The organism is Streptomyces sp. XY431 (assembly GCF_001279805.1).
GTDB lineage: Bacteria > Actinomycetota > Actinomycetes > Streptomycetales > Streptomycetaceae > Kitasatospora > Kitasatospora purpeofusca.
Map to the genome: position 1 here is coordinate 13,640 of NZ_LGDO01000038.1, position 13,550 is coordinate 27,189.

Consider the following 13,550-nt stretch of genomic DNA (forward strand, 5'->3'; position numbering starts at 1 on the left):
GCGAACGGCCCGCCCACGACGAGCGGGCCGTGCCCGGCGGGTCCGCTCAGGGACCCGCCGGGCACGCGTCCGGCAACGGACCGCCGGAATTAGATCCAGCCGTACCAGGCGTAGGCCTTCAGGCTCTTCTCCGGCATGACCTTCTTCACGAAGTGAACGAGCTTCATGACAGCACCTCCATGTCTCAGAAAACGATGACGAACAACATTCCGGCGAGCGACCCCCGGAGCGAACTCCGAAGAATTTCGGGTTCCGTCTGCCCCCCGCCAAAACGAGTGAATCCCAGCCGCAATTCACGGTCAAGTGTGACGCAGATCACTCGAAGGAGCGGCCGCCCGGGCGGTTTGACGCCCCGCCAGTGACCCCCGCCACCGTTGACGCGAGCGCGACAGTGCTGGTCAGCGCCACGTCCGGCCGGGGGCTGCCAGGTGAACGGGGCATGCCCGAAGAGGGTCTGCCGGGGGTCGCAACGCCCCAACGGAACGTTCGGTCTGCCTCATGAGGCATCGCGGCTGCCCCGTCGTGGTACCGCGGGGCGGCGCCGGGGTCGTACGGCCGGTGCCGGAGGCCGACGAGCGGCCCGCTCCGATTCCCCTCGACCGGACCATGGTTGAGGCCCGTCGGCGCGCGTACTCTCGGGTCACGGGAGCGGGACTCCGGAGCCGGGGGGCGACGACTGTGGCTGTGGGACTACTGGTGGGATTCGCGCTGGGCTGCCTGGTGACGACCGCGGCCCTGTGGCGCCTGACCCTGTCGTCCGCCCGGCAGGCCGCGCGTTCGGCGGCCAGGGCGGAGGCCGCCCTCAGTACCGCCGCCCTCAGTACCGCTGCCCTCAAAACCGGCAGCACCGGCACCGACGACGCCGACGCCGACGCACCGAGCGTCGCGAAGCCCGCCCCGGTAAAGCCGGCCGCGACAGTCGGCCCGGACCGCCCGGCCACCGCACCGAAGCCCGACCCCAAGCCCGAACCCAAGCCTGACCCCGAGCCCGAACCCAAGCCCGTACGCCCAAGCGCGCCTGCGGCCAAAGCCGCCGAGAAGGACCTCCCCCGACTGCGCCCCGCCACCGGCCCCAGCGACGACCGGGGTCCGGTGCCCCGGCGGCAGCCGGGCGAGCGGTTCCACTTCTCCGGACAGTGCGAGAGCGACGAGGAGACCGAGTACGAGTTCCCCATCGAGTGGCCGGAGGGCACCGCCGCCGTGGCCCAGATCGAGGTCGCGACGAAGGGCTACCTCAGCATCAAACCCGTGACCAGGACGCGCGACCGCATCAAGTCGCACTCCTCGCTCATCTTCCTCGGCTCGTTCGACAAACGGCAAGGCGTGCGCACCCTCCTGACCCGCGACTTCACCCACCTCTGCGTGGAATCCAGCGGCTCCGGCGAGTGGTCCGTCCGCCTGTACAGCCCCGACGAGATCGACGAGTTGACCGGCGTCATGGAGGGCTACGGCTCCACCGTCCTGGCCGTCGGCCCGGACACACCGGTCGACTGCGTCGCACACGTCAAGTCCTCCTCCTGGTCCGCCGTGTTCGTCTGCGCCTGCGGACGGATCCCCGAGGCCTTCGAGAAGTGCGGGTGCCCGGTACCCCCCGGACTGCCGAGAAGCCCGACCCTGGGCGCCTGGGAGAGCGGCGAGGCCCTGCGCACCCTGCAGTTGCCGAGGCCCGGAGTGCTCCAGTTGCACACCAGCAAACCGTCCGACCCCTGGCGTCTGGAAATCCGTCCGTACGTCCCCGATCCGCAGGACCGCTGACCGTCCGGCCCCGCCTCGCGGCGCTCTTTGACTGATCGTTACCGGCTCTTTGCGCCCGGACGCGCGGGTACGGCGACGACGCCGCTACCCTGTGCTCCGCAGCGGAACGGCCGCCCGGCCGCTCCGCTCTCGCTGGGGGCGATTGTGGTCGAACGTCTGGTGGTGGACCTCCACGCCGACGGCCGGATGCTGGTGACGGAACAGCCGTCCGGGGAGGCGTCCCCGGCACCCGCCGTCGACGCCGGATGGCTGCGCCGGCCCCTGGCCGACGCACCGATGGAGAGCCTGCGCTGGTACCTGGAGGACTATCTGCGGACCCCGCTCGGCGCGTACGGCGAGCGGGGTCCGCAGATCGCCCGGCAGCTCCCCGACTGGGGCACGCGGGTGTTCTCCGCGCTGTTCGGCACCGGGCCGGGGCGGGACGCCTACCTCCGGGCCCGCAGCCGCGGCCGCGACGGGCTGGAGATCGTGCTGCGCTCGGGCTCCGCGCAATTGCTCGCCCTCCCTTGGGAGTTGATGACGGACCCGGACCGACCGGTGCCGCTGCTCCTGGACGATGTCGTGCTGAGCCGCCGGACACCGGACACGGAGGACGGGGGCAGCCCGGCCCCCGGGACCGGCGGGCCCCGGCTGCGGGTGCTGCTGGTGGTCGCCGCCCCCGACGACCCGGCCCGCCCCGGCCGCCGGCCCCTCGCCCCCACGCTGCTGCGGCGACTGCGCGCGGAGCACGGCTCGGTCGAACCCACCGTCCTGCGCCCACCGACACCGGACCGTCTGGCCGAGGTGCTGCACGAGGCTCGGGAGGAGGGCCGGCCGTTCCACGCCGTCCACTTCGACGGGTCCGGTCCGACCGACGTGCCGGCCTCGGCCCCGGTCCCGCTGGTGGTCCTGACCACCGGCCGGTCCGCCCCCGAGCCCGGACTGCCGGAGGCCGTGGCCGCGTCCCGGCTGCTCCAGGAGGGCGCGCACGCCGTGCTCGCGCTGCCGTACCACCTCGACGCGCCGGCCGCCGCCGGGTTCCTCGCCACCTGCTACGAACGGCTCCGCACCGGCGAGCCGGTGACCCTGGCCGTGGCGGCCGGACGCCGCCGGCTCGCCTCCCACGACCGGCGCACCTCCCCCAGGGGCGCGCTGCCCCTGGCCGACTGGACGGTCCCGGTGCTGTACAGCCGGCACGAGGCGGCACTGCCCGGACCGGGCACCGCACGGGCCGTTCAGCCGGCGGACGCGCACACGCACGCGACGACCGGGGGCACGGCAACAACGGAACCCGCGAACCAGTGGGGAGAGCTCGCACCCGTCGGCGAGTTCGTCGGACGCGACGGACTGCTGCTCGGCCTCGACGCCGCCACGCGGGCGGACCGGGTGGTCCTCCTCCACGGCGCCGCCGGCATCGGGAAGACCGAGCTGGCGAAGGCCTTCGGCCGCTGGTGCCGGGAGACCGGCGCGGTGGACGGGCCGGACGCCGTGGTGCTGCACCCCTTCGAACCGGGCGCGGCCCGGCCCGCCTCGGCCGGGGTGGTCGAGCGGATCGGCCGCCGGCTGTTCGCTCCCGAGGAGTTCGACCCGCTCCCGCCCGCCGAGCGCCGGGCGGCCGTCGAACAGGCGCTGGCCACCCGCCGCCTGCTGCTGATCTGGGACGGCGTCGACTCCCTGGCCGCGAACCCCGATGCGCAGGATCCCGGTACGCCGGACGAGGAGCACGCCGGGCTCCGGGCCCTGCTCGACCTGGTCGCCCGGCAGGGGAGCAGCACCGTCCTGCTCACCAGCCGCACCCGCGAGGACTGGCTCGGCCCCGCAGCACTGCGGATCGAGGTGCCGGGCCTCGACCCGGGCGAGACCGTCGCCTTCGCCGAGCAGCTGCTCGGCCCCTCCCCCGACACGCTCGACACCCCCGGATCCCCCGGATCCCCCGACACCGTCCGCCGACGCGGTCTGCGGGTGTTCGGCGAACTGCTGGAGTGGCTGGGCGGGCACCCCCTGGCGATGCGGCTCGCGCTCTCCTCGCTCGACGCGCACGAGCCGTGGCAGACGCTGGACACCCTGGTGCGCGGCGCGGCCGCCCTGCCGCACACCCCCGCCGAGGCGAACCCGCTCCCCACCCCCGAGGCCGTTCCGGCGGCGCTCGCGGTGAGCACCGCCTACGCGCTGGCCCGCCTCGGCGCGGCCGACCGCCGGGCGCTGACGGCCGTCCCGCTCGTGCACGGGGTCGCCGATGCCACCGTGCTCGCCCTGCTCTCCCGCCATCCGCTCGCCCCCGAACGCTTCCGGGGCCTCGGCACCGAGGACTGGCAGCGACTGCTGCGGCGGGCGGCGGAGCTCGGTCTGCTGACACCCTGCGGCCGCACCGCCTACCGGGTCCACCCCACGGTCGCCGACGCGCTGGCCGCCGGGTGGCGCGCGGCCGGGCCCGGCTTCGCCGAGGAGCAGGAGGCCGGGCTGCAGGCCCTGCTCGGCGCCCAGGTCAACTTCTGTCTGCTGCTCACCCGCGAACTGCACAACGGCAGTGTCGAGTTCGCCCTGACCGCGCTCGACCTCCAGCGGCCGACGATCGGCGCGATGCTCGCCCGGGCCCTGGACCGGGGCCTGTGGCTGCAGGCGCTGGCGCTCGTCCGGCCGCTGCACGACCACTGGAACGCCCGGGGCACCGACCTGGAGGCCCGCCACTGGATCGACCGGGTGCGGCTCGCCGTGGAGGAGGCCGACGGCACCCCGCCCGTCCTCGACAGCCCGGCCGGGTCCCTGTGGCTGTACGTGGTCGGCGCCGACGCCCGGCGGCTGCTGCGGCTGGGCCGGGTGGACGGGGCCGAGCGCGCCTACCGCGAGATCCACCGCGCCGCCGAACTGCACCCGCCCGGTTCCGAGCAGCTCGACGAGCTGGCCGACTGCCATCAGCGGCTCGGCGGGATCGCTGTCGACCGGGGCGACTTCGGCGAGGCCGAGGAGTGGTTCCTGCGGTCGCAGGCCCTGCTGGAGCGGCTCGGGGACGTGGACGGCCTCGCGATCGGCCACCATCAGCTGGGGGTGATCGCCCATCGGCTCGGCCGGCCGGACGACGCCGAGCGGCGGACCCGGCAGGCCCTGGACCTCTTCGAGCGCCTGGGCGAGACCGGCCGGGCGGCCGCCTGCCACCACCGGCTCGGCGTCCTGGCCGAGGAGCAGGGCCGCTTCGAGGACGCCCACGGGTGCTTCGGGCAGGCGCTGGCCGCCGTCAGTGCGACGGCCGTCGGTGCGGCGGCCGACCTGTCCGTCACGGCGGAGCTCCACCACCGGCTCGCCGCCGTCGCCGCCGAGCTGGGCCGGCTCGACGAGGCGGAGGAGTGGTGCGAGCGGGCGCTGGATCTCGCCGAGGAGTCCGGCAGTCGGGCCGGCGCCGCCGACGCCCACCACCGGCTCGGTGTGCTGGCCGCCGCGCGGGAGCGGTTCGAGGAGGCCGAGGCCCAGCACCGCAAGGCGCTGGAGATCCGCCAGGACCTCGGCGATGCGGTCGGCACGGCGCTCGGCGAACACCAGCTCGGCCTGGTGGCGACCCGGCGCGGGGACCTCGCCGAGGCGGAGCGCCGCTTCGCCCGGGCGCTGGCACTCCGGGAGGAGCTGGGCGACCAAGCCGGGGTCTCGGCCGGGCACCACCAGCTCGGGCTGACCGCCCAGGCGGGCGGCCGGGCGGCGGAGGCCGAGGCCCGGTACCGCAAGGCGCTGGACGTCTCGCACCGGATCGGCGACACCCTCGGACTGGCCCGCACCTTCGGCCAGTTCGGGCTGTTCGCGGCGGAGCAGGGACGGCCCCGGGAGGCGATGGAGTGGCTGGTCCGCAGCATCAACTGCTTCGAGGAGTTCCCGCACCCGGCGACCTGGCCGAGCGTGGTCGGCCTGCGCCGCCTGACCGTCGACCTCGGCCCCCGCGCCGTCGAACGCGCCTGGCGCTCGGTCACCGGCCGCCGCCTCCCGGACGCCGTCCGGGACCAGGTCGCCGACTGACCCCCGGGGGCTCGCTGAGGCGCCCCCGCCCGGCTACCCGGCCGGGGCCTCGCCCAGCAGGAGGCCCCGGATCCGGGTCAGGGTCGCGGCGTCGCGGGCCGTGGTGAAGGGGAGGACATTGCCGCCGGCGAGGCGGAACGGCGCGCCGGTGAGCGTGGCATGGGCCCCGCCCGCCTCGGCGACCAGGAGCAGCCCGGCCGCGTGGTCCCAGGCGTTCTCCCAGGCGAACACCGTGGCGTCGACGGCGCCCCTGGCGATCGCCAGGTACTCCAGCCCCGCCGAACCCGCGCACGGCCGGGTGCGCACGCCCTCGGCGCGCAGGCCGAGCAGCGCGCGCTTGTGGGCGGGCGTGGTGAAGCGGGGGTGGGAGGCGGCGATCTCCAGCGGGGCCCCGGCCGCGGGCGCCCCGGCCCACAGCGGGACGCCGTCCAGGTGGGCGCCGCCGCCCCGCAGGGCCGTCGCCATCTCGTCGCGGACCGGCGAGTAGGTCCAGGAGGCCAGCAGCTCGCCCCGGTGCGCGAGCGCGACCAGGGTGCAGAAGCCCTCGTCGCCGCGGACGAAGGTACGGGTCCCGTCGATCGGGTCCACGATCCAGACCGGCCGGTCTCCGCCGAGCTCCGCGTAGAGGCCGGGGTCCGCGTCGACCGCCTCCTCCCCCACCACGACCGAACCGGGGAGCAGCTGCGTCAGCGCGGCCGTCAGGTGCGCCTCCGCACCCCGGTCGGCGACCGTCACCAGGTCGTGCGGGCCCTTCTTCTCGGCCACCTGGTCGGCGGTCAGCGAGCGGAAGCGCGGCATGATCTCGGCGGCCGCCGCCCGTCGGACCGCTTCCCCCACCGGGCCCAGGCATTCCGCGGCGAAACCTTCGTCGATCATCCGTCCATCACACCACAGATACGGGCACCCCAGCTCCAACCGAACAGACGGACGGGACGACCACCGGCGCACTCCCCCACCCCGGCCGCGCCGGGCCGCCACCCCGCCCGCCCCGAACACGCCGCTGCGGCGACCGCACCGGCTCAGCTCTCCGCGTCGAGCGGCCGGGGCTCCCGGGCCTGCCGGGCCTGCCGGTCCTGCTGGGCCTGCCGGGGCCCGGGCCCGGGCAGCAGGGAGGCGAGAGCAAGCGCCGCCGCCGTCCCCGCGACACCGCACAGAGCGGCCCGGAGGCCCGCCGAGGAGGCGGTGAGGCCGACGGCGGCGGGGCCGAGCAGGCAGCCGCCGTAGCCGATCGAGGCGACGACCGCCACGGCGGACGAGCGGACCTCGGGGCGGGCCTGCTCCCCGGCCAGCGAGAGGATCGTGGGCGCGCACACCGAGGTGCCCAGGCCGGCCACGACGAGCGCCGCCAGCATCGACCGCGCGCCCGGCGCCAGCGCGGCGCCCAGGGTGCCGACGGCCGCCACCGCCGCGCCCAGGGCGAGCAGGTGCCGCTGCGGCAACCGGGCGGTGAGCCCGTGCCCGGCCAGTCGGCCGACCGCGGCGGCGGCCGCGAACACCACCGGACCGGCGGCGGCCGCACCGGACCCGGTGTGGAAGACCGAGCGCAGCATCACCGCGCTCCAGCTCTGCCAGGCGTTCTCGACCAGGTACGCGAGCGCGCACAGCGCCCCGAGGGCCAGCAGCGGCCGGTCCGTGACGGCAGCCCGCTGTCGGTCGCGGCGGGACACGGCCGGCAGCCCCGCCGGGCCGGGGAACCCGATCACCACGGCCGCGCCGGTCAGCAGCACGGCGGTCAGCAGCAGCACCCGGTCCGCCGCGAGGCCGCGCTCCAGGGCGAGCCCGGAGCCGAGGGCGCCGAGCACCACGCAGGCGGAGAAGCAGGCGTGGGCGGCGTTCATCAGCCGGCCCGAGCGGCTCTCCTCCTCGCTCGCCAGGGTGTTGACCCCGACGTCGACGGCCCCGGACGCCGCGCCCAGCACGGCGAGCGCCGCCATCAGCACCCGCGCCCCGTGCGCGAGCCCGGGCAGGACGGCGGCAGCGGCCATCAGCAGGAGGATCACGGCGACGGCCGAGCGGCCGAAGCGGTCCACGGCGGCTCCGGCCGGACGCATCGAGCCCAGGGCGCCGAGTCCGATCATCAGCACGGCGACACCCAGTTCGCCGTTGCCCACCCCGGCCTGCCGCTGGATCTCCGGGATCAGCGCACCCCAGGCGCCCCAGAACACCCCGAACACACCGAATCCCACCAGCACCTGAACTCGCACCAGCACCACCAGTCCCATCCGTCACTCACGGACAGGGCCATTCCCACCACTCCGACCCCGCAGCGCCCACCCCCCGGGGCGCCAAAGAGCGCGCCCCAGCGCGTCCGGCACCGCGGGCGCCGCTGTCTGAGGGGAGCGCCGGCCGGGGCCAGGCCGGAGCGGCCGTCAGCGGGCCCGGCCGGCCGGGGCGGTGCAGTGGTCGCGCGCCTCGGCGAGCGCGGCGGCCAGGGCGGCCGGACGGCGGGTGGAGAGGTAGACGTAGGGGCAGAGGAGGGAGGGCTCGGCGACCTCCACCCGGACCGCGCAGGGGAGGTAGCTGCGGATGAGGAGCCGGGCCCGGGGGCTCGCCAGCCGGGTGCGCCAGGCGAAGGCGGCGGCCTGGTCGAGGACCTCGACCGCGCCCGCGTGCTCGCCCCGCAGCACGATCGGACCGGCCACCAGCACGCCGTCGCACACCCGGATCCGCACCCCGCCGTACCGGCCGAACGCCGGCCCGAGCGCCATCAGCAGGACGGCACCGGCGGCGACGGCGAACACCGGGGAGAGCGGGAGCAGCGCCGCCGCGAGCGCAGCGGCGGCCACCAGCGCGGCCAGCCACCAGCGCAGCGGGACGGAGAGTCGTTCGTCGTAGATCACCACACCCGGGATGCTGCCATGCCGTCGGCCAACCACCGACCCGGGCCCGCCCGGGCCCGCCAAGGACCGTCCGGCGCCGGACGATCAGGTCAGGTCGGGTCAGGTCAGGTCCGGGGGTCCGGGTGGGTCAGATCCGGTCGCACCAGGAGAAGGCCGCGATGCGCCAGCCCTCCGGGGTCCGCACGAACTGGATCGTCTTCGTCCCGTCGCCCTCGTAGGGCTTGCCGTCGAAGAAGCCGGACTTGCGGTACTCGCCGAAGCGCGACGCGACGTCACCCTCGATCTCGGTCCGCTCGGAGGTCTCCCACTCCGAGAAGCCGACCAGTCGACCGTCCGCCTCCAGCAGCCGTTCGCGCGGCTCGATGAACTCCTCGACGGAGTAGACCGTGAAGGCCGGGCGGGTGCTGACGATCACCCCCTGCGGGAGCATCAGGCGGCGCAGCCGGGCCACATCGGCACCGCGGCCGTCCCGGTTGTCGAACGCCCCGAAGAACTCGGCGGTCAGCTGGTCGATTTCGGCCTTGGACATGATCCGACCGTAGCACCGGGGACCGTGCAAATCACCCCTATGGCGCAATGTCACACACCACACCGGGCCGAACCTTCCGCCCCCGGGAACGCACACCCAGGTGTCGCGCATGTGATGATGCCGCGCCCCTATGGTGAACACGAGTGAATCGCTAGCATGACCATGCCGTCGAACAGGAATCCGCCAACCCGCATGGGAGGAAGCACTCATGAGCGCTCAGGTCCTGGACATCCGCGACGCCGGCCCGCTGGACATCGACGAGGACACCATCACCTTCGAGGACGAGTTCGCCGCCGACCTCACCCCGGTCGCGTGCCTCGCCGACCCGTGGGTCACCTACGTCCCCACCCGTTTCGAGTGTGGTTTCGACTCCTGATCCCCGCCGGGCGGTCGGAGTAACAGCGGCGACCGCCGGGCAGCCCGGCCCGGCGGTCGCACCGGCCCGCGCACACGAGGGCGCAGGAGGGGCGGACCCCGGGGAGGGAGCGGCGGACGATGGTGGCAGCGGCTGCAGGCGGGGAGCCCGACGACGGACCGGCGGGGGACGTACGGTCCCGGCTCGCCGCCCACCTCGCGGCACCGCCCGGCGCCCGACGGCGACTGCACAGCGGCGACGGCTGGCTGTACCTCCAGGACCCGCGGATGCCCGAACTCGGCCACGGCTGGAAGCTCCACCTCTCGGCCCGGCCCGACCACCTGCCCGACCTGGTCGACCTCGTCCTCCCCGTCCTGCTCGGCCGCACCTGCGACGCCAAGTTCGCCGCCTCCGCCGCCGTCCTGCACCAGCTCAACTCCGGGCTCCGCGGCCCCGCCGGCGTCGGCAAGGCGGTCACGGTCTACCCGGCGCCCGAGGAGGCCGGGCCGCTGGCCGCGGAACTGGCCGAGGTGCTGGCGGGCCGCACCGGTCCGCGCGTGGTCAGCGACCGGCGGCTGCGGCCGGACGCCCCGGTCTACTACCGCTACGGCCCGTTCCGGGTCTCCGGCGACGACCCCGACCTCGTCATGACCGGCCCCGACGGCCGGACCTTCCCGGGGCTGGCGGAGCCCTCCTACCGCCAACCGCCCTGGGCGGCGGACCCGTTCACCGCGGCCGACCCGGCCGCCGACACGACCACCGGCCCGATCACCGGCCCGACCACCGGCCCGACCACCGACCCGGCCCGGCGGACGGCGCCGACCACCCGGATCGGCGACGGCCGCTACCGGCTCACCGCCGGGATCACCCGCTCGCCGAACGGACACGTCTACCGTGCAGTGGAGGTCGCCGGCGGCCGGGAGGTGGTGGTCAAGCAGGCCCGCGCCTTCGTCGCCGAGGACCGGGCCGGCACCGACGCCCGCGGCCGGCTCCGGCACGAACGGCGGGTGCTGGCCGCACTGGCCGGCGTGCCCGGAGTGCCGGACCTGGTCGACTACTTCCGGCACGGCGAGGACGAGTACCTGGTGAGCACCGCCCGCGGACCGCGCGACCTCCGCCGGGCCGTGCTCGAAGCCGGCCCGTACGACGTCCTCGGCGACCGGGCGGCCGCCGCCGCGCACGGGACCGGAACGGGGCCGGGCCGCGACTGGTGGGCCCTGGCCCGGGGGCTGCTCACGGTCCTGGACGCCGTGCACGCGCGCGGGGTGGTCGTCCACGACCTCAAGCCCGCCAACGTGGTGCTGGACGCCGCGGGCGCCTGCTCGCTCGTCGACTTCGGTGTCAGTTCGCTGACCGGCGAGCGGCCGGAGGGCGCCACCCTCGGTTACGGCCTGCCCGCCACCGCCGGGCCGGACCCCGTCGGACCCCACCCCGCCGACGACTACTACGGGTTGGGCGCCACCCTGCACTGGGCCGCCACCGGCCTGGACCCCGTGGTGATCGACCCGGACCCGGCCGTCAACCGCGAGCGCACCCTCGCCTGTCTCGCCGGCGCGCTGCCTACTCGACCCACTCCCCCCGCCCGGCCCGGCCGGCCCGCAGCCGCGGCGGTCGACCTGGTCGCCGGGTTGCTGAGCCTGGACACCGAGGAGCGGTCGGCGGCCGCCGCCGACCTGCGGCGGGTCCCGCCCGACCCCGACGCCCGACCGGCCGCGCCCGGGATCCGGCCCGCGCCACCCGCGACACCGGCGCCACCGGCGCCACCGCACCGGACCGCCCACCGGCCGCCGGTGGTGACGGCGGACCTGCTCGACCGGGCCGTCCGGCACACCCTCGACCGCTGCGTCCGGATGGCCCACGACCTCGCCGAGGGACAACCCGACGCCTCCCCCGGCGCGAGCCACCCGTCCCGCCCGCGCACCCTGCTCTCCCGCTACGACGGCGCCGCCGGCCTCGGCCTCGAACTGCTCCAGCACCCGGACCGGCCGGAGGTCCGCGACGCGGCCGCCGCACTCGCCCGGTGGACCGCCGCCCACCCCGCCCTCGGCCGGCTCGGCCCGGGCCTGTACGACGGCCGCGCCGGGGTCGACCTCTTCCTCGCCCAGGCGGCCCACCTGCTCGGCACCGAACCCGTCGGCACCGAGACCACACCGCTCTCCGCGGCCCTCCAGACTGAACTCCCGGCCGACCTCCCCGCCGACCAGGTGTCCGGCGCCGCCGGCCTCGGCACCGCCCGGCTGCTGCTGGCCCGGCTGGCCCGCGCCGACGGCCGGCCCGAGGAGGCCGAACGCCACACGGCCGTCGCGGCCGCCTGCGCCCGGCGGCTCACCGACGGCCGCCCCACCGACCCCCGGGAGGCCCCGAACCCCGGCACCGCCGCCCTCGTCGAGGGCTTCGCCCACGGTCGGGCCGGCCTCGCGCACTTCCTCCTCGCCCTGCCCGGCACCGACGGTGGGACGGCGGAGGCCGCCCGGCGCCTGGTCGACGGCCTGGCCGAGGACGTCCCCCGCCTAGCGGCCGCGGCCCGCGCCCCCGGCGCGACCCGCCGCTACGGCTCCTGGTGCCGCGGTCTGGCCGGCCTCGGGGCGGTCCTGCTCCAGGCCGGACGGCTGTACGGCGAGCCGGCCCTCGTCACCCGCGCCGCCGAGTCCGCGGCCGCCGCCCTCGTACCGGCCCCGCGCACGGGCCCCGTCGGCCAGTGCTGCGGCCTCGCCGGCATCGGCGAACTGCTGGTCGACCTGGCCGTGGCCACCGGCGACGAACGCCACTGGCGCTCCGCCGAGGAGATCGCGGGCCTGATCCTGGCCCGCGGCGGCGGCCCGTACGACCGCCCGCTGCTGCCCGGTGCCGACCCCTCTACGGAGTCCGCCTCCTGGGCCGCCGGCACCCCCGGGGTGCTCGGCTTCCTGCGTCGGCTGAGCCGACGCGGCGGGCCGCGCCCCGGCACCCTGTTCCCGGCCTGACGGTCCCCGCCCGACGACCGCCGGACCCGGCGGTCCCGGCGCGACCGTTACCGGGCCCGACTCGGCCCCCCGCCTCCCCCGTCCGGCGGCCGGGGCAGACTCTCCCCATGACCCTGCTGCTCTCCCGTGCCGATGTCGAGGCGGCCCTCGACCTCCCCACCGCGCTGGCCGCCCTGGAGGCCGGCTTCCGCACCGCCGACCGGCTGCCGCCCGCCCACCGGGTGGGCAGCGCGCTCCCCGGCCCCGGCACCGCGATGTGCCTGCTCCCCGGGCTGCTCCCCGACGTGCCCGCCTACACCGTGAAGGTCAACGCCAAGTTCCCCGGCGCGACACCCGCACTCCGCGGGATCGTCTGCCTGCACTCGCTGGCCGACGGCGAACTGCTGGCGCTGCTGGACTCCGCCTCCGTCACCGCCTGGCGCACCGGCCTGGCCGCCGCGCTGGCCACCCACGCGCTCGCACCGGAGCACGCGCGGACGGTCGCCGTGATCGGCGCCGGCGCGCAGAGCCGGACCACGCTCCGGGCGCTGCGCACCCTGCGGCCGGTCGACGAGGTCTACGCCTACGACCTCGACCCGGACCGGGCCGCGGCGATCGGCCGGGCCGTGCCCACCGCGCGGGCGGCCGTCGAAGCCGCGGACATCGTGATCACCGCCACCTGGTCGCGCGAACCGCTGCTGGACGCCGATGTGCTGAGGCCGGGTCTGCACATGACCGCCCTCGGCTTCGACGAGCGCGGCAAGACCGAGCTCTCCCCCGCCCTGCTGCGCGCGAGCCGGCTCGTGGTGGACGACCGCGCCCTCGCCGCCGCCTCCGGGGTCCTCCACGGCTCCGGTCCCGACCCGGACCTCGCGGTCGAGTTCGCCGACGTCCTGCGCGGCACCGTCCCGGCCCGGCCGGACGACCGGCCGACCGTGTTCGCGCCGATCGGCCTCCCCTGGCAGGACCTCGCCCTCGCCTGGCCGGTCCACCTCGCCGCCCGCTCCGCCGGCACCGCACCCGCCTTCGACTTCCACTGACCCACTGGGCCTCCTCCCGGCCCGCCCCGAGGGAAAACCGCTGGCGGCACGCCTGACGACCCGGTAGGAAGGCGCCCATGAGTACTTCCGCCCCCGCACCCGCCCCCATAC

At 76.3% G+C, this 13,550-nt stretch carries 10 protein-coding genes; 5 read left to right on the forward strand and 5 right to left on the reverse strand.

Annotation, left to right across the window (positions count from 1 at the left end; translation table 11 throughout):
* Positions 1–89: 89 nt before the first annotated feature.
* Positions 90–167, reverse strand: coding sequence for a tryptorubin family RiPP precursor (locus ADK60_RS48000; protein WP_350540985.1), 78 nt, complete (start codon positions 165–167; stop codon positions 90–92).
* 529 nt (positions 168–696) lie between these two features.
* Between ADK60_RS48000 and ADK60_RS06505 the strand changes: the two genes are divergently transcribed.
* Positions 697–1,755: a hypothetical protein gene (locus ADK60_RS06505; protein ID WP_053643980.1), complete on the forward strand. Its 1,059-nt coding sequence runs from the start codon at positions 697–699 to the stop codon at positions 1,753–1,755.
* 144 nt (positions 1,756–1,899) lie between these two features.
* On the forward strand, positions 1,900–5,733 hold the full coding sequence (locus ADK60_RS06510) for a CHAT domain-containing tetratricopeptide repeat protein (protein WP_159400325.1): 3,834 nt from the start codon (positions 1,900–1,902) through the stop codon (positions 5,731–5,733).
* 33 nt (positions 5,734–5,766) lie between these two features.
* Here ADK60_RS06510 and ADK60_RS06515 read toward each other — a convergent pair whose 3' ends face one another.
* The 4 genes from ADK60_RS06515 to ADK60_RS06530 all read right to left on the reverse strand — a co-directional run bounded on the left by ADK60_RS06515 (position 5,767) and on the right by ADK60_RS06530 (position 9,102).
* Positions 5,767–6,609, reverse strand: a complete 843-nt coding sequence (locus ADK60_RS06515) for an inositol monophosphatase family protein (RefSeq protein ID WP_045942837.1) — start codon at positions 6,607–6,609, stop codon at positions 5,767–5,769.
* 143 nt (positions 6,610–6,752) lie between these two features.
* The gene (locus tag ADK60_RS06520) at positions 6,753–7,955 is read right to left on the reverse strand and encodes an MFS transporter (protein WP_053643985.1); all 1,203 of its coding nucleotides are present in this window, start codon (positions 7,953–7,955) and stop codon (positions 6,753–6,755) included.
* 147 nt (positions 7,956–8,102) lie between these two features.
* Positions 8,103–8,576 (reverse strand): DUF3093 family protein, encoded by a 474-nt coding sequence (locus ADK60_RS06525; protein ID WP_234370971.1) that lies wholly within the window; start codon positions 8,574–8,576, stop codon positions 8,103–8,105.
* 124 nt (positions 8,577–8,700) lie between these two features.
* Positions 8,701–9,102 carry a Cif family virulence factor gene (locus ADK60_RS06530; protein ID WP_045942840.1) on the reverse strand — a complete coding sequence of 134 codons (402 nt, stop codon included), beginning with the start codon at positions 9,100–9,102 and terminating at the stop codon, positions 8,701–8,703.
* A 208-nt stretch (positions 9,103–9,310) separates the two neighbouring features.
* Here ADK60_RS06530 and ADK60_RS45600 point away from each other — a divergent pair, with 208 nt between their 5' ends.
* The 3 genes from ADK60_RS45600 to ADK60_RS06540 all read left to right on the forward strand — a co-directional run bounded on the left by ADK60_RS45600 (position 9,311) and on the right by ADK60_RS06540 (position 13,439).
* Positions 9,311–9,478: an SflA family class IV lanthipeptide gene (locus tag ADK60_RS45600; protein ID WP_199839610.1), complete on the forward strand. Its 168-nt coding sequence runs from the start codon at positions 9,311–9,313 to the stop codon at positions 9,476–9,478.
* 119 nt (positions 9,479–9,597) lie between these two features.
* Entirely contained in the window at positions 9,598–12,420 is a 2,823-nt protein-coding gene (gene lanL, locus ADK60_RS06535) for a class IV lanthionine synthetase LanL (protein ID WP_053643987.1), read from the forward strand.
* A gap of 107 nt (positions 12,421–12,527) precedes the next feature.
* Entirely contained in the window at positions 12,528–13,439 is a 912-nt protein-coding gene (locus ADK60_RS06540) for an ornithine cyclodeaminase family protein (RefSeq protein WP_079008102.1), read from the forward strand.
* Positions 13,440–13,550 lie beyond the last annotated feature (111 nt).